23 protein-coding genes are annotated in these 22,074 nt (G+C 63.5%); 18 read left to right on the top strand and 5 right to left on the bottom strand.

Annotated features, from left to right (window positions below; all coding sequences use genetic code 11):
- Positions 1–91: 91 nt before the first annotated feature.
- Complete coding sequence (locus HYH07_RS12580) at positions 92–799, bottom strand: hypothetical protein (RefSeq protein WP_220002786.1); 708 nt, start codon at positions 797–799, stop codon at positions 92–94.
- A 379-nt stretch (positions 800–1,178) separates the two neighbouring features.
- Here HYH07_RS12580 and HYH07_RS12585 point away from each other — a divergent pair, with 379 nt between their 5' ends.
- From HYH07_RS12585 to msrA, 4 genes are all read left to right on the top strand, one after another.
- A complete protein-coding gene (locus tag HYH07_RS12585) occupies positions 1,179–1,850 on the top strand; it encodes a sensor histidine kinase (RefSeq protein ID WP_220002942.1) in 672 nt (223 codons plus the stop codon).
- 48 nt (positions 1,851–1,898) lie between these two features.
- Positions 1,899–2,588, top strand: coding sequence for a VOC family protein (locus HYH07_RS12590; RefSeq protein WP_220002787.1), 690 nt, complete (start codon positions 1,899–1,901; stop codon positions 2,586–2,588).
- A 272-nt stretch (positions 2,589–2,860) separates the two neighbouring features.
- Positions 2,861–3,283 (top strand): OsmC family protein, encoded by a 423-nt coding sequence (locus HYH07_RS12595; RefSeq protein ID WP_220002788.1) that lies wholly within the window; start codon positions 2,861–2,863, stop codon positions 3,281–3,283.
- 88 nt (positions 3,284–3,371) lie between these two features.
- Positions 3,372–3,887 (top strand): peptide-methionine (S)-S-oxide reductase MsrA, encoded by a 516-nt coding sequence (msrA, locus tag HYH07_RS12600; protein ID WP_220002789.1) that lies wholly within the window; start codon positions 3,372–3,374, stop codon positions 3,885–3,887.
- 21 nt (positions 3,888–3,908) lie between these two features.
- On the opposite strand, the gene HYH07_RS12605 is transcribed toward msrA, so the two are convergent.
- Positions 3,909–6,746 carry a winged helix-turn-helix domain-containing protein gene (locus HYH07_RS12605; RefSeq protein WP_220002790.1) on the bottom strand — a complete coding sequence of 946 codons (2,838 nt, stop codon included), beginning with the start codon at positions 6,744–6,746 and terminating at the stop codon, positions 3,909–3,911.
- Positions 6,747–7,117: 371 nt separating this feature from the next.
- On the opposite strand from HYH07_RS12605, the gene HYH07_RS12610 reads away from it, so the two are divergent.
- The 14 genes from HYH07_RS12610 to HYH07_RS12675 all read left to right on the top strand — a co-directional run bounded on the left by HYH07_RS12610 (position 7,118) and on the right by HYH07_RS12675 (position 18,932).
- Positions 7,118–8,107: a tripartite tricarboxylate transporter substrate binding protein gene (locus tag HYH07_RS12610; protein ID WP_220002791.1), complete on the top strand. Its 990-nt coding sequence runs from the start codon at positions 7,118–7,120 to the stop codon at positions 8,105–8,107.
- A gap of 266 nt (positions 8,108–8,373) precedes the next feature.
- Entirely contained in the window at positions 8,374–9,720 is a 1,347-nt protein-coding gene (locus HYH07_RS12615; RefSeq protein ID WP_057758819.1) for an ABC transporter substrate-binding protein, read from the top strand.
- A gap of 100 nt (positions 9,721–9,820) precedes the next feature.
- Positions 9,821–10,780, top strand: coding sequence for a carbohydrate ABC transporter permease (locus tag HYH07_RS12620; RefSeq protein WP_220002792.1), 960 nt, complete (start codon positions 9,821–9,823; stop codon positions 10,778–10,780).
- Positions 10,777–11,730, top strand: coding sequence for a carbohydrate ABC transporter permease (locus HYH07_RS12625; RefSeq protein WP_220002793.1), 954 nt, complete (start codon positions 10,777–10,779; stop codon positions 11,728–11,730). Before HYH07_RS12620 ends, HYH07_RS12625 begins: the two co-directional genes overlap by 4 nt.
- Complete coding sequence (locus HYH07_RS12630) at positions 11,727–11,939, top strand: hypothetical protein (RefSeq protein ID WP_220002794.1); 213 nt, start codon at positions 11,727–11,729, stop codon at positions 11,937–11,939. The genes HYH07_RS12625 and HYH07_RS12630 overlap by 4 nt, the downstream gene beginning before the upstream one ends.
- 4 nt (positions 11,940–11,943) lie before the next feature.
- Positions 11,944–13,041, top strand: coding sequence for an ABC transporter ATP-binding protein (locus HYH07_RS12635; protein ID WP_220002795.1), 1,098 nt, complete (start codon positions 11,944–11,946; stop codon positions 13,039–13,041).
- A complete protein-coding gene (locus HYH07_RS12640; RefSeq protein WP_220002796.1) occupies positions 13,034–14,041 on the top strand; it encodes an ABC transporter ATP-binding protein in 1,008 nt (335 codons plus the stop codon). Before HYH07_RS12635 ends, HYH07_RS12640 begins: the two co-directional genes overlap by 8 nt.
- Entirely contained in the window at positions 14,038–14,652 is a 615-nt protein-coding gene (gene dhaL / locus HYH07_RS12645) for a dihydroxyacetone kinase subunit DhaL (RefSeq protein ID WP_220002797.1), read from the top strand. The genes HYH07_RS12640 and dhaL overlap by 4 nt, the downstream gene beginning before the upstream one ends.
- Positions 14,649–15,035, top strand: coding sequence for a dihydroxyacetone kinase phosphoryl donor subunit DhaM (dhaM, locus tag HYH07_RS12650; protein WP_057758808.1), 387 nt, complete (start codon positions 14,649–14,651; stop codon positions 15,033–15,035). Before dhaL ends, dhaM begins: the two co-directional genes overlap by 4 nt.
- Positions 15,028–15,342: an HPr family phosphocarrier protein gene (locus HYH07_RS12655; protein ID WP_220002798.1), complete on the top strand. Its 315-nt coding sequence runs from the start codon at positions 15,028–15,030 to the stop codon at positions 15,340–15,342. Before dhaM ends, HYH07_RS12655 begins: the two co-directional genes overlap by 8 nt.
- Positions 15,343–15,345: 3 nt before the next feature.
- Positions 15,346–16,944, top strand: a complete 1,599-nt coding sequence (gene ptsP, locus HYH07_RS12660) for a phosphoenolpyruvate--protein phosphotransferase (RefSeq protein WP_220002799.1) — start codon at positions 15,346–15,348, stop codon at positions 16,942–16,944.
- The gene (locus tag HYH07_RS12665; RefSeq protein WP_220002800.1) at positions 16,941–17,372 is read left to right on the top strand and encodes a hypothetical protein; all 432 of its coding nucleotides are present in this window, start codon (positions 16,941–16,943) and stop codon (positions 17,370–17,372) included. The genes ptsP and HYH07_RS12665 overlap by 4 nt, the downstream gene beginning before the upstream one ends.
- Positions 17,373–17,408: 36 nt before the next feature.
- A complete protein-coding gene (gene dhaK / locus HYH07_RS12670) occupies positions 17,409–18,398 on the top strand; it encodes a dihydroxyacetone kinase subunit DhaK (protein WP_220002801.1) in 990 nt (329 codons plus the stop codon).
- A 78-nt stretch (positions 18,399–18,476) separates the two neighbouring features.
- Positions 18,477–18,932 (top strand): RbsD/FucU family protein, encoded by a 456-nt coding sequence (locus HYH07_RS12675; protein ID WP_220002802.1) that lies wholly within the window; start codon positions 18,477–18,479, stop codon positions 18,930–18,932.
- Positions 18,933–18,976: 44 nt separating this feature from the next.
- Here the strand turns inward: HYH07_RS12675 and HYH07_RS12680 are convergent, their stop codons facing one another.
- Genes HYH07_RS12680 through HYH07_RS12690 form a run of 3 tightly spaced genes read right to left on the bottom strand, consistent with a single transcriptional unit; the run spans position 18,977 to position 22,047 of the window.
- Positions 18,977–19,603 carry an FMN-dependent NADH-azoreductase gene (locus tag HYH07_RS12680; protein WP_220002803.1) on the bottom strand — a complete coding sequence of 209 codons (627 nt, stop codon included), beginning with the start codon at positions 19,601–19,603 and terminating at the stop codon, positions 18,977–18,979.
- 3 nt (positions 19,604–19,606) lie between these two features.
- Entirely contained in the window at positions 19,607–21,178 is a 1,572-nt protein-coding gene (locus HYH07_RS12685) for an isochorismatase family protein (RefSeq protein ID WP_220002804.1), read from the bottom strand.
- A 20-nt stretch (positions 21,179–21,198) separates the two neighbouring features.
- Positions 21,199–22,047, bottom strand: a complete 849-nt coding sequence (locus tag HYH07_RS12690) for an MBL fold metallo-hydrolase (protein ID WP_220002805.1) — start codon at positions 22,045–22,047, stop codon at positions 21,199–21,201.
- Positions 22,048–22,074: the final 27 nt, after the last annotated feature.

A 22,074-nucleotide genomic window follows, 5' to 3' on the forward strand; every position in this document is an offset into this window, starting at 1 on the left:
GTTAGGAACTGTTAGATTCTGTAGTTGCGGACAATCTGCAGCCATCGATCGCAGAAAGTTCCCTTGAACCAAGTCTCAGCGACTTGGCCCGCTACTCGAAGACGGCGTCGAAGATCTCGACGTCGATCAGCACCGGCTTGGCGATAGCGCTGCCGTCGGGCTGTTGCATCAGCGTGCGCCGAAGGGTTGGAACGACGATGCCGTCAAAGTTGTCGTGAGCCCACGAATAGTGCGCGACACGTGCGCCGAGGAGATCGTGATCGGTTCGCCGCTGCAAGGCATTTTCATCGAAGTAGAACACCTGTTCGGACGCAAGATTGATCAGGCTCGGCGGCAATTGCGCGCGAAGGCGCCGCCACGTCTCATTGTTCTCCCGCCACGGCGGCAGCTCCTCGATCGCAACGTCAGGACGGGCGAGAAGGAACGGGGTGGTGAGATAGTTCCAGATCTGGACGCCGCAGAAGAAAACCAGATGCAGCTCGTCCGCCAGCGCATGCGTGCCGTTGCTGGGGGCGGAGAGACTGGGGTTGCTCAACGTCCGCAGCATCTGACCGTCGATGGTTTCGATCGTGATCGCATCAGGCGCGAACGCGCCTGACTGTTCGCCGCCGGTGATCCCCGTGAAGCGCACCGATTGTGTGCGCATCGATCCTTCCGCGGTGACGTCCTTGAATTCGCGGGCATGCCCGGCGTCCGCGAACAGCGTTCCGCCGACGGACAAATGCAGGGTGAACCGGCTCAAGCTGTTCCAGCGGGCCAGTCCCCCGCAGGCGTCGATCGCGTCGTCGAGAAGTGCCATGTCTCACTGCATCCACCATGAATGGGATCACCATGGCGGAGCGGGCGCGGCCTGGCGTGTTATAAGTTGTTAGGAGTTGCAAGAGCCCGATCTTGCGGTATCCTGTTGAAGACGCTCCTAATTCAGGGCGCAACAACCGGCGCAAGCAGAGTCTGCGCGCCGACCTTCCGGCCATCCCGCCGCCAGGCGCGAGCAAGGCTCGTCGCGCCCCGAAGCTTCCAGCCGCGCGCGCATTCAGAACGGGTGCACCGGTCGTATCACGCAAGGATCAAGTGCCGTCCGGTCATAACAAAATCTTGCAACGTCTAACGAGCATGGGGTGCGAGTCTGTATCAGTATAGGCTGCGATCAGGCCTATTCCCAACGGGGGAAGACGATGATGCCCGATATCAACTCTCGGCCGAATGACGGCGGCGTTCGAACACATTTCGCCGGCAATCCGGATGACGTCTCGCGCGACTGGGAACTCGTGCTGCGTGAATCTCACCACCGCATGAAGAACACGCTGACGCTGCTGGGTGCCTCAGTCCGTCGCGATTTCACGCGGGCCGGAGCGCGGGACATCCCGGTCGCGGTGGACCGGCTGGAGCGGCGGATCGTCGCCTTCGGCAGGCTCTATCAGCTTCTGTCCGACAATGACGATCTCACGCAGATCTCCGTCGAGGCCTTCTTCGAAAAGCTGTGCGGCGCGCTTTCCCAGGCGGTACTGGAACCGGCGGGCGTCCGCTGCGAGGCAGCGATCGAGAGCGGCGCGCTGCCGGCATGGCAGTGCCATCGGCTCGCTCTGATGCTGACGGAGCTGGTCACGAATGCCGCGAAGCATGCCTTTTCGAACAAGAACGGAGCCCTCATCCGCATTGAGGTGGCAAATCGTGAGGGCTGCTGGTTCTGCACGGTGACCGACAATGGTGTCGGCGCGACCGGACCGCTTCAGGGCGCCGGCAGCCGGATCCTGGAAGGTCTGGCACGCAGCATTGGTGCCCGGATGCATGGCGAAGCCGCCCATGCCGGTACGCGCGTATCCATCGCGATGCCGCTTGGGTCGGCCTGAACAGCGGCTTCAACGCTCGAACCTGCACTTCAACTCAGGGAGTTCGACATGACCATCACCGAGACGGCGCACGGCGTCGAAACAAAAGCGTCGAGATCTCATCGAGCCGATCTCAAGCTCGAAGTCATTGTCATTCCGGTATCGGATGTGGACCGCGCCAAAACATTTTATGCGAGCCTCGGCTGGAGACTGGATGCCGATTTCGCCTCTGCCGATGGCTGGCGCGTCATTCAGTTCACGCCGCCAGGCTCGGCCTGCTCGGTGATTTTCGGCAAGAACGTCACATCAGCGGTCCCTGGCTCGGCCCAAGGCCTGTATCTCGTCGTCTCCGACCTCAAGGCCGCAACTCAGGATCTGCTCGCGCGTGGCGTTGGGGTCAGTGAACCCTTCCATGGCGGCGGCGATGTTCACGCCGGGACGGACGAGCCTTATCTGTTTGGCCGCGTCAGGCTCAACGGCGCTGATCCGAAACGCGGCAGCTACAGCTCGTTTGCTTCGTTCAGAGATCCAGACGGCAACGGCTGGCTGCTTCAGGAAGTCACGACCCGGTTGCCGGGTCGCATCGACGCGGAGGACACCACGTTCACCTCGTCAAGCGAGCTTGCAGGCGCGCTGCGGCGCGCCGCCGCGGCGCATGGCGAGCACGAGAAGCGAACCGGCGGACACGACGAGAACTGGCCGGACTGGTACGCCGATTACATCGTACGCGAGCAGGCCGGCCAGCCGCTGCCGACCTGATGCGCGGCCCACGCTAAAGCGCGAAGAGATTGGGTTGAATTGTCACCGCGCTTTAGCTCTTTGTTTGAGCATGATCTTTTCGGAAAACCGCTTCACACTTTTCCGGATCATGCTTTAGAACCCGCTGGGCTTCCACGTCCGACAGGTTGGCAGTTGATGGAACCGCTGCGGCGCTCGACCGGTTGTAGGCGACACGGGGGGCGCGCCAATGGCCCTTTCATCGGTGGGGAGCGCCGCTGGACGAGCCCAAATCAAGCAAGGAGGAACGAGAGATGATCCGCAAGGCAAAAGCTGTATGGCAGGGCACTGGTCGCGACGGCACCGGCCATCTCTCCAGCGAATCTGGCGTGCTCGCCGAGACGCCTTATTCGTTCAAGACCCGCTTCGAGAACGAGAAGGGCACCAATCCCGAGGAATTGATCGCGGCCGCGCATGCCGGCTGCTTCACGATGGCGCTGGCGTTCGGTCTTCAACTCGCGGGCTTTACGCCGACCGAGCTCTCCACTGAGGCCGCCGTCACCCTCGAGCCCGAAGGGAAGGGATTCAAGATCAGTAGGTCGGCGCTGACGTTGCGCGCCAAGGTGCCTAATCTCGACGATGCCGGCTTTGCCCGCATTGCCGGCGAGGCCGAGAAGAACTGCCCGGTATCCAAGGTCCTCAACGCCGACATCAGCCTCGACGCCAAGCTGGTCTAGTCGGCCCGCTTCGAATAGATTGGCCATCCGGTTCCTCGCTGATGGGCTGGAACCGGATGGACATCCCTGGCACGACGGGAGCTGACACATGACGACAGAGCGCGCGGTTTTGGCGGGAGGCTGCTTCTGGGGCATGCAGGATCTCATCCGCAAGCAGCCAGGTGTGATCGCAACGCGCGTCGGCTACACCGGCGGACGGGTGAAGAACGCCACCTATCGCAATCACGACGGTCACGCCGAAGCGATCGAGATCATCTTCGACCCCGCGAAGACCAGCTTCCGGACCATGCTGGAGTTCTTCTTCCAGATTCACGATCCGACGACGCTCAATCGCCAGGGCAATGATCTGGGGACGAGCTACCGCTCTGCGATCTTCTACACGTCGGATGAGCAGAAGCGCATTGCCGAAGACACCATTGCCGATGTCGAAGCATCGGGCTTGTGGCCGGGCAAGGTGGTGACGGAAGTCGCTCCCGTTGGTGAATTCTGGGAGGCCGAGCCGGAGCATCAGGACTATCTCGAACGCTACCCTGACGGCTACACCTGTCACTTCATCCGGCCCGACTGGAAGCTGCCCCGACGCGCCGCCGCCGTGGGCGGATAGAGCTGACCAGCAATCCCAGGCTTATGCGTGCAATTGCGCGAGCAGGTCGCGCGCGAGCCTGATATCGGCGATCGCTGATCCTTCGGCCATCGCGTTGCATGCCTTCTCGAGCACCGCGCGCGCCTCGGCGCGCTGGTTTCGTCCGATCCTGAGTTGCGCAATGCTGATCGCGCAGCGCAGTTGCCAGAAGTGCGCGCCTTGCTGTGCTGTCAGCTCCATGGCTTCGTGAAAGCAGGCATCTGCGGCATCCGATTGCGGTGACTCCTTCCGCATCAGCTCACCCTTGATGCGGAGCAGCTCCGGCAGATACCAGCGCTCCTGTCTGTCGTTGCAGCGCGCCAGCGCGCTCTCGATCGTGTCGAAGCCATGGTGAACCTGATTGGCTTGTCCGAAGCACGCGGCGAGTTCGCCAAGCAGGGGAAGGAAGCGCGGCAGGAGGCGCGCATCGCCGGCGCGATTGATCTCGTCTCGCAACAGCGGCAAGCCTGCGTCGACGTCTGTGCGCTTTGCAGCGACCAGCGCGTTGAACGCGCGGGCCCATAGCCCCCAGAGCCGGATGGCGTGGCGATCGGCGTGCTCGAGCAGCTCGGTGCCGTAGCGCTCGGCGGCCTCGTAGTCGCCGGCGAGGAAGGCAATCGGGCAGGCGGCTTGTCCGAGCACGCTACAGAATGTCAGCGCGTGGCCGTTGGCCCGACCTTCGTGGATATTCTGTTCGGCCAACGCCAAAGCCTGATCGGCATGACCCTGGAGCCACAGGATGCGGGCGCGGAAGTATTGCGTCGAAATCCGCAGATCGAGCGGGAAGATCTTCGGCTTCTCGGCCAGCACATGCAGCGACGAATTCACCCGGTCGATACGAAGGCGGGCCTCGCGTTGGTCTCCGAGATAATGCAGCACGACGGCCGTCAGCCGGTCCGCCAGCATGAGATCCGTCTTGTCGGGTGAATGCGCCGCGGCTTCGGCGAAACGGTCGGCAAGCGCGCGTGCCTTGCCGAACGCTCCGTTGTTGAACTGGTCGATGGAAAGGCCCCAGAGGGCCCGCAACCGGAAATCCTTGTCGTCGAGCTTCTCGGCAAGTTCAAGCGTGGCCTCGAGGATCGGGCGGGCCTCGCGCGCGCGTCCTTCGCCGTACATCAACGACCAGCCGAGCGATGCCAGGAGCTGCATGCGTACGCGCTCGTCGTCATGGTCTCCCAGCGCGGCCAGCGCCGTCCTGGCGCGCTCGCGACACTCGGCGAACAACGAAAGCCTGATCCAGAGCGTGACCGCCACCGCCGTCAGCGCGATGCCGAGCCGGGCATCGCCTTCAGGCGAAAAAGCCCAATCCAGCGCAGCGCGCAGATTGTCCAACTCGGCGCCGTAGGTGCCGAGCCAATCCGCCAGTGGAGCGGACGTTTCGGCCTCGGCGCGCTCGAAAAGGTCGCGAAAATATTTGGCGTGCCGCTGTGCAATCCGCTTCGCTTCACCGGCCTCGTTCAGCTTGCCGAGCGCGTAGGAGCGGGTGGTATCCAGCAGGCGATAGCGCAGTGTTCGCGCGCCTGACGGCGCGATCAGCGACTTCGTGACGAGATTGTCGATCGCCTCCATGGTCGCGGCGGCACTGAGCCCGTCGCCCGAGGCGACGGCGGCAGCCGCCTCCGGCGTGAACGGCCCGGCGAACACGGACAATCTCCGCAAGATCGCGCTCTCGGATGCGGGAAGCAGGTCGTAGCTCCAGTCGAGCGCGGCGCCGAGCGTCTGGTGTCGCGGGATGGCCGTGCGGCGTCCGCGCCATTGCAGCGAAAAGCGGCTGTCGAGCAGGGATGCCGTGCCGGCGATGCCATAGGCGTTGACGCGCCCCGCAGCGAGCTCGATCGCAAGCGCGATGCCGTCGAGGCGGCGGCAGATATCAGCCACCAGCGGCGCGTCTTCCGCGCTCAGCTGAAACGGCCCAGAGCTCTGCGCGATACGCTCGACGAAGAGCTGCGCCGCCGGATAGGCAAGGACGTCGGCCACGGCGAGGTCGTCGCGCCGGGGCGGACAATCCAGCGGAAACAGCCGAAAGATCCGCTCGCCTTCGCTGCGAAAGGATTCCCGGCTGGTTGCCAGCACATGCAATCGCGGTGCTTCGCGTACCAGGCGCTCGACCAGCGGGGCAAGGGTCTCCAGCACGTGCTCGCAACTGTCGAAGATCAGCAGCGTCGGTTTCGTCTGCAGGTGCGTCAACAGGGCCGGGACCGGATCCTCCGCGTTGACGGATAGCCCGAGCGCTGATGCGATGGTGATTGCTGCGAGTTCAGGCTTCCGCACCGGTCCGAAGTCGACGAAGAACACATGCCCGTCGAAATGGGCGAGCTGGCGATGGCCGACGGTCACGGCCACCGCGGTCTTGCCGATGCCGCCTGGGCCGACCACCGTCACGAAACGATGCGTCGCGAGCCCGGCCGAAATCTTCCCGATGACCTCGTCTCGCCCGATCACCCGCGCGAGCGGAGCGGGAAGGGAGCGGGGCGGAGGGATAGCCGTCGGGAGAGCAGAAGGCGCGGGAGCATCCTGGGTGAGAGATGCGACGAAGCAATAGCCGCGCCCGGGGACGTTGACGACGTAGCGGGCCGACTTGCCGGTGTCGCCGAGTGCCTTGCGCAGGGCCGCGATGTGAAAGCGCAGACTGCCATCGTCGACATTCACGTCGGCCCAGACACGCTTGACGAGCTCGCGCTTGTCGACGACTTCGCCGGGCCGCTTGGCCAGGAAGATCAGGATGTCGAGCGCACGGCCGCCGACATGAAGATGCGCGCCGTCCTTCTCCAGGAGACGGGACTTCGGAAACAGTCGAAATGGCCCAAAAGAAATGGCCGAGTCTTGGTTGTTGTCTGACACGCGCCATCGTCCCCGCAGCGGGGAGTCAAAGTTGTCTGTCCTTGTCCTATCAGAACGAAGCGTACAGTAAACTCGACAAAAGCAGCGGGAGCGCTTCAGGTCTGCGCGCCGTAGCTTCGGCCAGCCCACGCATTTGAAAATATTGTAGTTAGATGAAGGCTTTAGACTGTTGGATGAGGCTGCTCATCCACTGAGCTGTCTGTCTTGCGCAGGGACCGTAGTCGAAAACGGATGGACACTCTCCTTCTGCGCACATTCCGTGATGGCACGCTGATCGCATGTGCCATTGACGATGGCGGTCTCCTGCTGCGTATGGAGCTTCGGGAGCCGGTCCCGCCGCTGATCAAAGCGTACGACGTTCGGAATAGGGCATGCCTTCTCTTTCGCGGCGAGATTTCGTCAATGCGGCCACGTTTGCCGTTGCGCTCCCCGGACTCTCACGCAGCGGGAAAGCCGCTGATTATCCATCGCGGCCCATCCGCCTTGTGATTCCCTATGCGGCCGGCGGCTCAGGTGATCAGATCGGGCGCCCGTGGGTCGAGAAGATGTCGTCTCAACTCGGTCCGACATTTGTGGACAATGTTGGCGGTGCAGGCGGCGCGATCGGGACCACCGCGGTGGCGCGCGAGAAGCCCGATGGCTATTCGCTGCTTCTGGGAAACGGCAGCACGCAGGTCATCATCCCGCTGACGACGCCAAATCCTTCCTATTCGGTCGGGGATTTCCGGGCGATCTATCGCCTGATCATCAGTGCACTGGTTTTCGCCGTCCATCCGTCACTGCCTGTTGCGGATCTGCAAGGCCTGATCGCCTATGCCAGGAGCAAACCGGGCACACTGTCCTATGGGACCCCGGGCATCGGCACCGGCAATCACCTCGTGGGGGAGCTGTTCAAGCAGCAGGCAGGCAGCCTGGATATCGTTCACGTTCCCTATCGGGGAATCTCGCAGGCTACCAACGATCTCGTCAGCGGCCAGATATCGCTCGTCATTGCCGTGATGTCGGACCAATTGCAGCAACTGAGACTGGCGGGCAAAATAAGGCTGCTTGCGGTCACGACCGACAGGCGCTTGAGCGGTGCGCCTGACATTCCGACCGCGATTGAATCCGGCATGCCTGATCTCAGCTACGAGGGATGGTTCGGCCTTTTCGCTCCGAAAAAAACCGACGATGCGATCATCGAACGCATCGCGCAGGCAACGCGCGCGGCGATGGCCGATCCAGCACTGCAGGCGAATTATCGCGCGCAAGGCATGGAGCCCGACAGCGATTCAAGTCCTGAAAAATTCCAGCGGGTTGTCGATGCCACCTCGGCAAGCCTTGCGCCGGTGATCAAATCAATCGGGCTACAAGTGCTGTAGGCGCGCCGAATTTTCGTGTGCTGGAGGCAGAGTGCAATCTCTGCGGGCCCGATGCCGGAGGCCTGAGAAACTGCGCTTGCAATGTTTAGTAATTGGTGGTTCACTAAACAAATCGAGCCTGCCGGGCCTATAGAATCCGGGTGGCGCGAGGAAACACCAGTTTAGTTACTCAGCTCGTCATGGACTGTGTTGCTCTGCTCGAAGCATTCGAGCGGGTAGGAAAGCCGCGCCATGTCGATGGCCGGTCCACCAGGAGGGAACGTGTAATGAAACGGACGACGAAGACGCTTGTAGTGGCATGCGGGGCAGTCGCCGCCGCATTTGGCGTCGGAGCGGGCACCACGCCCGCGCAGGCGCAAGGCAAGACCATCACGCTGTGCTGGGCCGCATGGGATCCGGCCAACGCATTGGTCGAATTGTCGAAGGACTTCACCGCCAAATCGGGTATCGGTATGAAGTTCGAATTCGTGCCGTGGACCAATTATGCCGATCGCTTCCTGAACGAACTCAATTCGCACGGCTCGCTGTGCGACCTCATCATCGGCGATTCCCAATGGATCGGCGGCGCCGCGGAGAACGGCCAGTACGTCAAGCTCAACGATTTCTTCAAGAAGGAAGGAATCAGCATGGACGACTACATGCCGGCAACGGTGGTCGGCTATTCCGAATGGCCGAAGAACACGCCGAACTATTGGGCGCTGCCGGCGATGGGCGATGCGGTGGGCTGGACCTATCGCAAGGACTGGTTCGCACGGCCGGACGTGCAGAAGGACTTCAAGGCCAAGTACGGCCGCGAAATCGGTGTGCCGAAGACGCTCGATGAGCTCAAGGACATTGCGCAATTCTTCCAGGGCCGCGAGATCGACGGCAAGAAGGTCTATGGCGCCTCGATCTATACCGAGCGTGGCTCGGAAGGCATCACCATGGGCGTCTCGAACTACCTCTACGATTACGGCTTTAAATACGACGATCCGAAGAAGCCCTATGCGATGGACGGGTTCGTGAACTCGGCCAACGCGGTGAAGGGACTCGAAGCCTACAAGGAGCTCTACAAGTGCTGCACGCCGCCCGGCGCCTCCAACTCCTACATGTCTGAAGGGCTTGATGCCTTCAAGTCCGGCCAGGTCGCGCTGCAGATGAACTTCTTCGCGTTCTTCCCGGGCCTCTACAAGGACCCGAATGTCGGCGGCGACAAGATCGGCTTCTTCGTCAATCCGGCAGGTCCCGCCGCGCAGGCGACGCAGCTCGGCGGACAGGGCATCTCGGTGGTCTCCTACTCGAAGAACCAGCCCGAGGCGCTGCAATACATCAAGTGGTTCTCCGGCGGCGACGTCCAGAAGAAGTGGTGGGCGCTCGGCGGCTATTCCTGCGCCAAGTCGGTGCTGAACGATCCGAGCTTCCCGAGCAGTGCGCCGTTCGCCAAGGAGTTCCTGCAATCCATGGGCATGGTGGTCGACTTCTGGGCCGAGCCGTCCTACGCCCAGCTGCTGCAAGCCGAGCAGAAGCGCGTGCATGATTACGTGGTGGCCGACAAGGGCACCGCACAGGAAGCGCTCGACGGTCTGGTCAAGGACTGGAAGGCGATCTTCAAGGAAGAAGGCAAGAAGTTCTGAGGTTGATACCCGGAGCGCGTGCGCTCGCGCTCCGGGCTTTCCTTCGATGACCGGAACTGTCGCATTGTCGACATCCCGGGTGCCAGGATCGGTCGCTGCAATGAATGAATTGAGTGCCTCTTCGCGGATCACCTATCGGGCCGTCAAGGTCCGGCCCAGCGTGGCGAGTCGTATCCGCGGCCTGTCGGACAGGACGCTCGCCTGGCTCTTCATCACGCCGACGATCGTGTTGCTGCTGGCGATCAATATCTTTCCGCTGCTCTGGACCATCTATCTGTCGTTCACGAACTATCGCGCCAACAGAGCCAATGTGCCGACGATCTGGCTGGGCGCCGACTGGTACCAGTCGATCCTGACCGATCCGGACATCTGGGCGGCGATGCAGGTGACGGCGCATTTCGTGATCTGGACTGTCGTGATCGAGACCGTTCTCGGATTTGGCCTGGCCTATCTGATCGACAAGAAGTTCAGGGGCCACGGGATTTGGACCACGATCATCCTGCTGCCGATGATGCTGTCGCCGGCCGTCGTCGGCAATTTCTGGACGTTCCTGTACCAGCCCCAGATCGGACTGTTCAATTACGTCGTCGCCTTCTTCACCGGACGCGCGGCCTCGTCCTTCCAGATGCTGGGCGACGTCACGCTGAGCCCCTGGGCCATCGTCATCGTTGATGCCTGGATGTGGACGCCCTATGTGATGCTGATCTGCCTCGCAGGCCTGCGTTCGATCCCCGATTACATCTACGAGGCGGCAGAGGTCGACCGCGCGTCGAAATGGCGGCAGTTCTGGTCGATCACGCTGCCGATGGCACTGCCGTTCATCATGCTGGCGGTGCTGTTTCGCGGTATCGAGAATTTCAAGATGTTCGACATGGTCAATCTGCTGACCGGCGGCGGGCCGGGATCGACCACCGAAGTTGCCTCAATCACGCTCAAGCGGGCCGCGTTCGAGAGCTGGCGCACCGGCTATTCCTCAGCCTTCGCGATCATCCTGTTCGTGACGGTCTTCGGTCTCGCCAATATCTACGTCAAGGCGCTGAACAAGGTGAAAAGCCGATGACCTCAGCCACCGCAGCCCATTCGGTCGTCGAGCCCTCGGCCACGACGCGGCGCTTTGCCGGCTCGCTGGTCGTGCTCTACGCCGTCATCACCATGATCCCGCTGGTCTGGATCATGCTCACCGCGTTCAAGTCGCCTGACGATGCGATCTCCTATCCGCCCAAGGTGCTGTTCAAGCCGTCGCTCGAAGGCTTCTGCAACCTGTTCACGACGCGCTCGCGCCAGACGCCGGAATTCATCCGTTCGCTGGGACCACCGCAGGGGATGTGCGACGACATCGCGCGCAGCCGCAACATGGTGGTTGCCGGTCCCTCGAACTATGTGCCGCGCTTCGTCAACTCACTGATCATCGCGTTCGGTTCGACCGTGCTCGCCGTCGCGCTCGGCACTTTGTCGGCCTACGGCTTCTCGCGGTTCCGCGTGCCGCTGAAGGATGATCTGCTGTTCTTCATCCTATCGACCAGGATGATGCCCCCGATCGCGGTCGCGATCCCGATCTATCTGATGTACCGCACCATCGGACTGTCGGACACCAGGCTCGGGATGATCCTGCTCTACACCTCGGTCAATGTCTCGCTCGCCGTCTGGCTGCTCAAGGGCTTCATCGACGAAATCCCGCGCGAGTACGAGGAAGCGGCGATGATCGACGGCTACACCCGCTTCCAGGCCTTCGTGAAGGTGGTGCTGCCGCAGGCCACCACGGGAATTGCGGCAACCGCGATCTTCTGCCTGATCTTCGCCTGGAACGAATACGCCTTCGCCGTGCTTCTCACCTCGGGCAACGCGCAGACGGCGCCGCCGTTCATCCCGATCATCATCGGCGAGGGCGGGCAGGACTGGCCCGCGGTGGCCGCCGGCACCACGCTGTTCCTGGTGCCGATCGTGGTGTTCACGGTGCTTCTGCGCAAGCATCTGCTGCGCGGCATCACCTTTGGAGCCGTCCGCAAATGAGTGTCGATGTGACCCCATCCATCGCGCCTCGCGGGCTTGCAGACCGCATTCTGCGCCGCGGTCCGCTCGAAGCCGTGGCGACCGCGATCATCGCTGCCGGTGTGGTGATGCTGATGCAGCCGTTCTCACTGACCCTGTATTCCTGGTCGTTCGCAACAACCCTGTTCGGCACGGTGATGTTCACCATCGTGTCGAAGGTCCGGGAGTAGCGCGATGGCACAGATCAAGGTCGAGGCGCTCGACAAATCCTTTGCTGACTTTCATGCTGTCAAGTCGGCAAGCTTCACGGTGGAGGACGGCCAGTTCCTTTGTCTGCTCGGACCTTCCGGCTGTGGCAAGACCACAACGCTCCGCATGATCGCCGGCCTGGAGCTGCCGACGGCAGGCACGATCAGGCTCGACGGCGAGGACGTGACGATGAACCGCGCCTCGGCGCGCGACATCGCCTTCGTGTTCCAGCTGTTTGCGCTCTATCCGCACATGAATGTCCGGCGCAACATCGGCTTTCCCCTGAAATGCGAGGGCATCGGTGCGGCCGAGCGTGACCGTCGCGTCGTCGAGGCCGCGCGCATCCTGCGGATCTCCCATCTCCTCGACCGTTCCGTCTCGGGCCTTGCGGGCGGCGACCGGCAGCGCGTCGCGCTCGGGCGGGCGATCGTGCGCAAGCCGAAATGCTTCCTGATGGACGAGCCGCTCGGCGCGCTCGATACCGAGATGCGCGAGGCCATGATTCATGAGCTGCGTGCCCTGCATGACCGGCTCGGCGCGACGACCGTCTATGTCACCCATGACCAGCTCGAGGCCATGGCGATGGCCGACAGGATCGCGGTGATGAACAACGGCGTTGTCGAGCAGGTCGCAAGCCCGCGCGACATCTATGACCGGCCGGCTTCGCTGTTCGTCGCGGACTTCATCGGCTCGCCGCCGATGAACTTCCTGCCGTTCCGTGGCGGCCTGCAGACCGGCGCCGAGGCAATCCGGCTCGGCGAGCGCGATGTGGCCATTCCGGCTGCACGCGAGGCGATGGCGGAGAGCGAGCTCGTGCTCGGCGTGCGACCCGAGCACGTGCGCTTCACCGATCGCGGCATGGTGCGCGGCGAGGTCTATGGCACAGAATATCTGGGCACGACGCAGATCGTGACGGTGACGACGAGCTATGGCGCGCTCAAGGCCCGCTCGCCCAGCAGCAGATCGTTTCGGACGGGCGAGACCGTTGGGCTCGACTTCCGGCCCGACACGCTGTCGATCTTCGACAAGGCGTCGGGCCGCGCCATTCGCACCGCGCTGCATGAAGGAGTTGCGCATGGCTGAGGTCGAGATCGTCTCCGTTTCCAAGGCCTTCGGCAAGACGCAAGCCTTGAGTGATCTGTCGCTGACCGTCGGCGACGGCGAGTTCGTCGCGCTGCTCGGGCCCACCGGTGCCGGCAAGACCACGGCATTGCGATTGATCGCCGGATTGGAGCAGCCGGATAGCGGCTCGATCCGGATCGACGGGCGTGACGTTACCGGCAATGCGCCGGCGGACCGCGATGTGGCCTTCGTCTTCCAGCAATATTCGCTCTATCCGCACCTCAGCGTGTTCGAGAACATGGCCTTCGCGTTGCGGGCGCCGACCCGCCGCGTGGGCGAAGCCGATATTCGCATGAAAGTGCGGGAGGTCGCGCGTCTGCTTCACATCGAGAACAAGCTGGACAACAAGGCGACGCAGCTCTCGGGCGGGCAGATGCAGCGCGTCGCGATCGGCCGGGCGCTGGTGCGTTCGCCCTCGATCTATCTGATGGACGAGCCGCTGTCCTCGCTGGATGCCAAGCTGCGCGGCGAGTTGCGCCTCGAGCTCAAGCGCATCCAGGTCGATCTCGGCGCGACGATTCTTTATGTCACCCACGACCAAACCGAAGCGATGACCATGGCCTCGCGCATCGGCGTGATCGAGGGCGGACGGCTGTTGCAGATCGGCTCGCCGCGCGAGATCTATGAGAACCCGATCAACGCGCATGTCGCAGCAAGGCTGGGCCAGCCGACGATCAATCTGCTACCGGTAGCTCTGTTCGGCCGTGCGCCTGCCGGCGCCGAGACGGTCGGCGCGCGGACCGAGCATCTGACAATCGCGCGCGGCGGCGGCGAGGTCTCGGCAATTGTCAAGCGGGTCGAGCATCTCGGCGACCAGAGCCATCTCCATCTCGACCTCGCCGGCCGACCAGTTGTGACCCTGGCGGATCCCGAGGCGGGCTTTGGCGCCGGAGATGTCGTGTCACTCTGTCTCAACAAACCGCTGTTTTTCGATGCGAATGGCTGGAGGGTGGCGGCATGAGCCTTGATCGGGTAGCCAGGGAAAGATTGGTGCGAGCGCTGGCGGGTTCAGTGATCGAGCACGCGGACGAATTGACGAGCCTCGACCAGGCGATTGGCGATGGAGATCACGGGCTGAACATGAAGCGCGGTTTCGAGGCGGTGCTCGCGGCACTGCCGGGCCTTGCCGACAAGTCGCTTCCGGAAATGCTGAAGGCGATAGGAATGACATTGGTGATGAAGGTCGGCGGCGCGTCGGGGCCGCTGGTCGGAACTTTCTTCATGGAACTGGGTAAGGCCCTTCCGGAGCAACCGAGCCGGTCTGATCTGGTCGCCGCGACGGAGAAGGCGATCGAAGCCGTCAAGGCGCGCGGCCGTTCGGATGCGGGGCAGAAAACGCTGCTGGATGTCCTGGTGCCGGTTCACGCCGTCCTGGCGGGAGGCGGCGATGCCAAGGCGATCGCGGCTGAGGCTGCGCAGGCCGCCGATCGCACCACGCCGATGCAGGCGATTCGCGGTCGCGCATCGTTCCTTGGTGAACGCTCCATCGGTCACATGGACCCGGGCTCGCGCTCGGCGTCCCTTCTGATCGGCGCAGCCGTTGAGACACTGGAGTTCGAGGTCAATCCATGAGCAATGTCGGAATTGTCATCGTGTCGCATTCGCCGAAGATCGCGGAAGGCGCGGCCGATATGGTGCGCCAGATGGTCGGTGACGCAGTGCCGCTGGCCTGGACCGGCGGCGATGTCGATGGCGGGCTTGGTACGAACGTTTCCGGAATCCTCGAGGCGATCGAGACGGCCTGGTCGCCGGCAGGCGTGGCGATCCTGGTCGACCTCGGCGGTGCCGAGACCAATTCCGAGATGGCGGTGGAGATGCTCCCCGAAGATCGTCGCGCGCGAGTTCTGGTTTGCAATGCCCCGGTGGTCGAGGGGGCGGTGATCGCTGCGACCGAATCGTCGGGCGGCTCATCGCTTGCCGCCGTCAAGCGCAGTGCGGAGGAATTCTATGCATGATGTTAACGCCAACCGGGCGGCCCAGACGTTTGCGCCGCTGACCGCCTCGGCGGTCCTCGTCAATCCGGTCGGCCTGCACGCGCGGCCATCGGTGAAGCTCACGCAACTGGCGAAGGGCTTTACCGCGAAGATCGAGATTGCGCTTGCGGCCGAGGGACCGTGGACGGACGCCAAGAGCCCGGTGAAGGTGATGCGTGTGAAAGCGCCGCAGGGCGCAACGCTGCATTTCCGCGTCAACGGTCCTGATGGCGAGGCGGCGCTCGCGGCCATGCTGGTGTTGGTGCATGATGGGTTCGGCGAGGCATAAGTCGTGGGCGAGATTCACCTGACCGGCCATCCCGCTTCGCCAGGCCTTGCCATCGGCCCGGTCGCGGTGCTGAAGAGCGAGGTGGCGAGCAGGGCTGAGAAGGGCGATCCGGCACAGGAGGCCGCAGCGCTGAAGGCGGCGATCGAGGGCGCTGCAAGCGAGCTCGCCGATCTGATCGCGACGGTTCACGGCGAGGCCGCGGAGATCCTGGAGTTCCAGGTCGCGATGCTCGGCGACGATGCGCTTGCGGAGGGTGCTTACGAAGCCATTGCCGGCGGTACGGCCGCCGATGAAGCCTGGCGCGTGGCACTCGATGTCGAGATCGCCGGCTACCGCGCGGCGGATGAGGAATATTTTCGGGCGCGTGCTGCCGATCTTGTCGACATTCGCGATCGCGTCCTCGCGGGCCTGAACGGTGCAAACACGATCGCAAACATCTCCGGCGATTCCGTCGTCACGGGTGATGATATTTCGCCATCGACATTCCTCGCCGTCGACTGGACCCGCGGCGGCGCAATTGCGCTCGCCAGCGGATCGCCATCGTCGCATGTCGCGATGCTCGCGCGATCGCGTGGCGCTCCAATGGTCGTTGGGTTGGGACCGTTGCCGTGGAACGGGCAGCCGCCGTCACTGGCGCTGGTCGACGGTGACGCCGGCACCGTGATCTTCAATCCCATGCCCGAAACGCGCCGCCTGTTCGAGCAACGCATGGCGGCTGCGAATGCCGCGCAGATTGCCGCCGATGCTGGTCGCCTCAAGCCCGCGGTGACAGCAGATGGGCGCCGTATCGCCGTTCTCCTCAATGTCGCTGCGCCGGAAGATCTCGCAGGCCTCGATTCCGCCATCTGCGACGGCATCGGACTCGTACGGACGGAGTTCCTGTTCGAGGGATCGAGAGGGCTTCCGGGCGAGGATGCGCAATATCAGGTCTACCGCCGCATTCTCGAATGGGCCGCAGGGCGACCGGTGACGATCCGCACGCTCGATGCCGGCGGCGACAAGCCGATCCCCGGCGTGACAGTCGACGGCGAGCGCAATCCGTTCCTGGGCCTGCGCGGTATCAGGCTCTCGCTGGCGCGGCCGGAGGTGTTTCGCGTGCAGTTGCGGGCGCTGTGTCGTGCAGCCGTGCATGGGACGCTGAAGGTGATGCTGCCGATGGTCGCGATTCCCACGGAGCTCGATCGTGCGAACGCCATGCTGGACGAGGAATTCGCTGCACTGAAGGCAGCAGGCACAGACTGCGCCAGGCCGCCTCTCGGTATCATGGTCGAGGTCCCCTCGGCCGCGCTTTGCGCGGAAGATTTTGGCGCGGCGTTCTATTCCATCGGGTCCAACGACCTGACCCAATACACAATGGCCGCGGCGCGCGACATCGGTGCTGTCGCCGACCTCAACGATGCCGGCCATCCCGCCGTGTTGGCGCTGATCGCGCGAACGGTCGAGGCCGGGCGCAAGCGCGGCGTCGAGGTCTCGCTCTGCGGCGATGCGGCCGCCGATACGCGCTTGACGAAAGCGCTGCTGGCGACGGGCCTGACAACCCTCTCGGTCTCGCCGATCGCTGTCGCCCGGCTCAAAGCCGCCATCGCCGGGGTGAGCGCATGAGCGAGGATGCAGGCGAGGACATAAGCCGGCCGGGCGACAGCAACGTCGCGGATTACAAGCTCATCCTGCGCCGGGCGCTCGACAACCGACCATCCGGAACGCGGTTGAAGCTCGCGGCGGCGCTCGGCAAGAACCGCTCCTTCGTCAGCCAGATCACCAATCCGGCCTATCTGGTGCCGATTCCGGCCAAGCATGTCGCGATCATCTTCGAGGTCTGCCATCTCTCCGGTACCGAGCGTGCGGCTTTTCTGGAAGCCTATGGGCGCGCGCATCCGGGCCGGCTGCGTGGCGCGCATCGCGAGACACGCACGCGCGATCTGACGGTGACGGTGCCCGATCTCGGCGACGACAAGAAAAATCGCGCGCTGGAGCAGCTCATCGTTGACTTTGCCGCCCAGCTCGCGCGTTACGCGGAGAGCATCGGCTGACGCATTTGAAACGTAAGAGATAACCGGGAGGACGCCATGAAAAAGCTGATCAACAGCGCCGACACGGTGCTCGAAGAGAGTCTCGATGGGCTCGCGGCCGCGCATGCCGATATCCTGCTGCTCGGTGCCGACAGGAAATTCGTGCGCCGCCGCAATCTGAAGCCCGGCAAGGTTGCGCTGATCTCGGGCGGCGGCTCCGGCCATGAACCGCTTCATGCAGGTTTTGTCGGCCATGGCATGCTCGATGCCGCCTGTCCGGGCCAGGTCTTCACCTCGCCGACGCCGGATCAGATGATCGAGGCGGCCGAGGCCGTCGATACCGGGGCAGGCGTGCTCTTAATCGTCAAGAATTACGAAGGCGATGTGATGAATTTCACCATGGCCGCCGAGATGGCCGGGCGCGAGGTCGCGAGCGTCGTGACCAATGACGACGTCGCGGTCGAGAAATCGACCTACACCACCGGTCGTCGCGGCGTTGCAGGCACGCTGATCGTGGAAAAGATGGTCGGCGCTGCGGCCGAACAGGGCATGCCGCTCGCCGCGCTCAAGACGCTTGGCGATGATGTCAACAGGCGCACCCGCTCGATGGGCGTGGCGCTGTTGCCGTGCACCGTTCCTGCGGCGGGACGGCCGAACTTCAACCTGGCCGACAACGAAATGGAGATGGGTGTCGGCATTCACGGCGAGCCGGGACGCCGCAGGGTGCCGCTGGCCTCTGCCGATGCGATTGCAGCCGACATGGTTGGCGCGATCCTGGATGATCTCGAACCAAGCAAGGGCAGCGAAGTCCTGCTTCTGGTCAACGGGTTCGGCGCAACGCCGCTGATCGAGCTCTATCTGATGGTCAACAGTGCCAAGCGCATCCTGGATGGCGCCGGCATCACGGCGACGCGTTTCCTGACCGGGTCCTACGTGACGTCGCTCGACATGGCCGGCGCCTCGATCACGGTCTCGGTGCTCGATGACCGGTCAAAGGAATTGTGGGACGCGCCGGTGCATACCGCGGCACTTCGCTGGGGGAGGTGACGGCCAGATTTGGGGTGATATAGATGGGCAGCCGGACCATCAGAGTCCGGGCGATTCCGAGAGAGGGAACGATACAACATGCTCAAGGGCATCAACCCGCTGCTCAATGCCGACGTGCTCTATGCCTTGCGTGCCATGGGGCACGGGGATCGTCTGGTCGTGTGCGATACCAATTTCCCGGCCGACTCGATCGCGCGCCAGACCGCATTCGGCGAGCTGCTTCGCATCGACAATGTCAGCACCGCAAAGGCGATCGAAGCCATCCTCTCGGTGCTGCCGCTCGATACGTTCGTGGACGACGCGGCCATGCGCATGGAGATCGTCGGCCAGCCGCAGGAGGTGCCGCCGGTGCAGCGCGAAGTGCAGGCCGTGATCGACCGTGCCGAGGGACGTTCCTGGCCGCTGGTCGGGGTCGAGCGTCACGCCTTCTATGAGAAGGCCAAGACGGCCTATTGCGTCATCGCCACCGGCGAGCGGCGCTTCTACGGCTGCTTCATCTTCTCCAAAGGCGTGATCGCGCCGGACGGAGAGTGATGGCCATGAGTCATGGCACCGGTCGATGCAGCTGACAATGCGGCTCAGAACCGCTTGGCCATCTCGGCGAGGCGGCGATGCGCAGACTCGCGGGCAGCGCGGATCGGTTCGGTCGGACCTGCTGTTGGGCCGATCGGCACGAAGCGCACGTCGCTGACACCGATGAAGCGGAGCGCTTCGCGCAGATAGGGTGTCGCCATGTCGATGCGACCGCGGTTCATGCCGGTCGCGAAATCGCTGCCTGAGGCGAGGATGACAATGGTCGGGCGGTCCTTCAGCAGCGGAAGGTAACCTTGCGCGGGATCGAAGCGGAACGTCAGGCCGGGCTGGATGATGATGTCGAACCACTGCTTCAGCTTGTACGGGATGCCGAAGTTCCACATCGGCGTCGAGATCAGCACGCGATCGGCCAGCGCGAAGCGCAGTGCCATCCGCTCGGCTTCGGCAAAGCTATTCCGCTGAGCATCGTTGAAGGCCTGCGCGCTCATGCGCGCATATTTGGCCTCGACGATGGGACCTGTAAATTCCGGCATCCGCTCGCGCCAGAGATCGACGAGGTCGATGTCCCAATCGGGGCGGGCCTGGCGAAAGCCGTCAAGGAACACGCCTGCACCGGCACTGGACTCGGAGTCAGGGCGCGGCGAGCAGGAGAGATGCAGGAGCTTCGCCACCGCTCATCCCAGCGCTCTGATGACGGCATCCGCGCGCGTGACCACGGCGACGTTCTGCATGGCAAAATTGATCGAGGCCGAGTGCCAGTCGGCATTCATGGTCGAGCAGCAATCCTCCGGCACGATCATGAAATAGCCTTTGTCAGCGCCGGTGCGGGCGGTGTGCTCGACCGACATGTTGGTCCAGGCCCCGGTATTGATGATCATGTCGCGGCCGGTGGCTTTCAGGATCGTTTCCAGCTTGGTGCCTTCCCAGGCGCTCATGCGCATCTTCTCGACCACGAAATCGCCGGGCCGCGGCTCGAGGCCTGACACCGGCGCGGCGCCCCAGCTGCCGCGCACCATCGCTTTGCTGTCGACCAGGCCTTCGAACAGCGGCGCGTTCAGCGTGACGCCGGGCGCGCCTGCTTCGACCACGAACCAGACATGAATGATGGCGACGCCGCGCGCCCGCGCGGCCTCCGCCAGGCGCCGGACATTCTCGACAACGTGCTGTTGCTTGGCATGGCCTGGCGCACCGGAGTCGGCGAAGGCGCCGCCATCCATGATCACGTCGTTCTGCAGATCCTGGATGATCATGGCGCAGCGGCTCGGATCGAGCCGCAACTCGCCATCGGCGAGGATCGGCGCTGCGGCCGCGGCGCCCGTGCTCGTACCGCCGCTGCGCCGTCCGCTCATATAGGGCTCGTGGCGCGGTCCGGTCCTGGTCGGGATGGCATAGACCGAATGCGTCGCGGTCAGGTACAGCGTCCGGAAGTCCGGCCCACCCCATGCGAGGTTGGCGACCAGCTCCGGCACGCGGACTTTTCCGAGCAACTCCCCCCGCGGTGAATAGACCCAGACGCCGCCGGGTGCGGTGACCCAGACATTGCCGTGCTGATCGCATTTCATGCCATCGGGCACGCCCGCCTCCAGTTCGGAGCGGATGCCGCTGGCGAACACGCGCGCATTCGCCAGCGTGCCGTCGGCGTTGACGTCGAACACGCGGATCAGCGCCTGAACGGTGTCGTTGACATAGAGCAGTCGTTCATCGGGTGAGAAGCAGAGCCCGTTCGGCTGGTCGAACAAGGTTCTGTCGACCACCAGCTTCGGCTCGCCGCCGGGGGCCACGCGATAGACGCCCTGGAAGCCGAGCTGGCGCGGCCGCTCGACTCCATAGACCGGCATGCGGCCATACCAGGGGTCGGAGAAATAGATTGCGCCTGCGGAGTGGACGCAGACATCGTTCGGGCTGTTGAGCTCCTGCCCGCCGAAGTGCGAGGCCAGCACCTCGCGCCGCCCGTCCGGCCGTTCGCGGATCAGCGAGGAGGTCGCGTGTTCGCAGACGATCAGATTGAGCTCGGCATCGTAGGTCATGCCGTTGCACTTGTTCGACGGACGCTTGACCTCGACGACGCCACGCCGCGCGTCCCAGCGCCGGCGCACGTCGCCCGGCATGTCCGAGAACAATAGGTAATGATCGACCGGATGCCAGATCGGTCCTTCCGTGAACTCAAAGCCTGTGCCGACTTGCGCAACGGGCGCGTAGGGATCGATCAGGGTCTCGAATTCGGAGCGCAGGGTGACATGTGTCATCGGTCGGCCCTCACATCATGCTAGGCGGGGAACCAGTTCCGCGCGGGCAGGGACTGCACGATCGGTCCGGGGACCTGGTCGTGCAGCCGGCCCACGACATTGCCGCCTTCGATCTTGGCGGGGCGGTCGTGCACCGGCAGCAGGTAGCGCGAATTGCTGAGCAGCTTCTTGATCGCAGCCTTCTCCGCACGTTTGCTGGTGCCGTGGTTGCCGGTGGTACGCGGCTCCCAGTCGTGGATCTCGTGGAAGGGCGTGACGATCTGGTCGTTGAAATCGTAGATCACGTCGCCGCAGATGGTGGCAATGCCGTCGGCGGTCTCGACGATGATGTTCATCGAGCCCTCGGTATGGGCATTGGCGGCGTCGCAATAGACACCGGGCATCAGCTCGATCGGGCCGGTGATCTCCAAGTCGAGGAAGCGCAGCGCGCTCTTGGTGTGCAGACGGTCGATCAGGTGCTTGATGTCGGGCGCCGGATATTGCGGGTGCATCAGGCCGGAGACGGAATATTCCAGCTCCTTGCGGTTGAGTACGACGGTCGTGTTCATCGGGAACAGATCGTCCTTGCCGGCATGATCGATGTGCAGATGGGTGTGGCAGACGAAACGGACGTCGCCCATGCGCACGCCGTGGCGAGCGAGCTGGTTCTCGATCATGTGTTCATGGTATTGCAGCCCTCGCATGCCCAGCGTCTCCATGATCTGGTTGGAGCGATAGCCGGTGTCGACCACGACAGGATATTTGCCGCCGAGGATCAAAAAGCCCAGCGTGAGGACGCGGCGGGTGCGGCCGCAATCGCGACCGAGCACCAGGAAGCTCGATTCCAGCTCGATATCGCCGTAGTCCATGATCTTGATCTCCAGCGCCATTCGTTGCCCTCCTTGTGTTCTTTCTTG

The organism is Bradyrhizobium sp. BR 10261, from assembly GCF_019455395.1.
GTDB classification, from domain to species: Bacteria; Pseudomonadota; Alphaproteobacteria; order Rhizobiales; family Xanthobacteraceae; genus Bradyrhizobium; species Bradyrhizobium manausense.

Excerpts from the sequence above, each read along its gene's own strand:
- HYH07_RS12580 (WP_220002786.1), bottom strand. The coding sequence starts at position 799 with ATGGCACTTCTCGACGACGCGATCGACGCCTGCGGGGGACTGGCCCGC.
- HYH07_RS12585 (WP_220002942.1), top strand. The coding sequence starts at position 1,179 with ATGCCCGATATCAACTCTCGGCCGAATGACGGCGGCGTTCGAACACAT.
- HYH07_RS12590 (WP_220002787.1), top strand. The coding sequence starts at position 1,899 with ATGACCATCACCGAGACGGCGCACGGCGTCGAAACAAAAGCGTCGAGA.
- HYH07_RS12595 (WP_220002788.1), top strand. The coding sequence starts at position 2,861 with ATGATCCGCAAGGCAAAAGCTGTATGGCAGGGCACTGGTCGCGACGGC.
- msrA (WP_220002789.1), top strand. The coding sequence starts at position 3,372 with ATGACGACAGAGCGCGCGGTTTTGGCGGGAGGCTGCTTCTGGGGCATG.
- HYH07_RS12610 (WP_220002791.1), top strand. The coding sequence starts at position 7,118 with ATGCCTTCTCTTTCGCGGCGAGATTTCGTCAATGCGGCCACGTTTGCC.
- HYH07_RS12615 (WP_057758819.1), top strand. The coding sequence starts at position 8,374 with ATGAAACGGACGACGAAGACGCTTGTAGTGGCATGCGGGGCAGTCGCC.
- HYH07_RS12620 (WP_220002792.1), top strand. The coding sequence starts at position 9,821 with ATGAATGAATTGAGTGCCTCTTCGCGGATCACCTATCGGGCCGTCAAG.
- HYH07_RS12625 (WP_220002793.1), top strand. The coding sequence starts at position 10,777 with ATGACCTCAGCCACCGCAGCCCATTCGGTCGTCGAGCCCTCGGCCACG.
- HYH07_RS12630 (WP_220002794.1), top strand. The coding sequence starts at position 11,727 with ATGAGTGTCGATGTGACCCCATCCATCGCGCCTCGCGGGCTTGCAGAC.
- HYH07_RS12635 (WP_220002795.1), top strand. The coding sequence starts at position 11,944 with ATGGCACAGATCAAGGTCGAGGCGCTCGACAAATCCTTTGCTGACTTT.
- HYH07_RS12640 (WP_220002796.1), top strand. The coding sequence starts at position 13,034 with ATGGCTGAGGTCGAGATCGTCTCCGTTTCCAAGGCCTTCGGCAAGACG.
- dhaL (WP_220002797.1), top strand. The coding sequence starts at position 14,038 with ATGAGCCTTGATCGGGTAGCCAGGGAAAGATTGGTGCGAGCGCTGGCG.
- dhaM (WP_057758808.1), top strand. The coding sequence starts at position 14,649 with ATGAGCAATGTCGGAATTGTCATCGTGTCGCATTCGCCGAAGATCGCG.
- HYH07_RS12655 (WP_220002798.1), top strand. The coding sequence starts at position 15,028 with ATGCATGATGTTAACGCCAACCGGGCGGCCCAGACGTTTGCGCCGCTG.
- HYH07_RS12665 (WP_220002800.1), top strand. The coding sequence starts at position 16,941 with ATGAGCGAGGATGCAGGCGAGGACATAAGCCGGCCGGGCGACAGCAAC.
- dhaK (WP_220002801.1), top strand. The coding sequence starts at position 17,409 with ATGAAAAAGCTGATCAACAGCGCCGACACGGTGCTCGAAGAGAGTCTC.
- HYH07_RS12675 (WP_220002802.1), top strand. The coding sequence starts at position 18,477 with ATGCTCAAGGGCATCAACCCGCTGCTCAATGCCGACGTGCTCTATGCC.
- HYH07_RS12685 (WP_220002804.1), bottom strand. The coding sequence starts at position 21,178 with ATGACACATGTCACCCTGCGCTCCGAATTCGAGACCCTGATCGATCCC.
- HYH07_RS12690 (WP_220002805.1), bottom strand. The coding sequence starts at position 22,047 with ATGGCGCTGGAGATCAAGATCATGGACTACGGCGATATCGAGCTGGAA.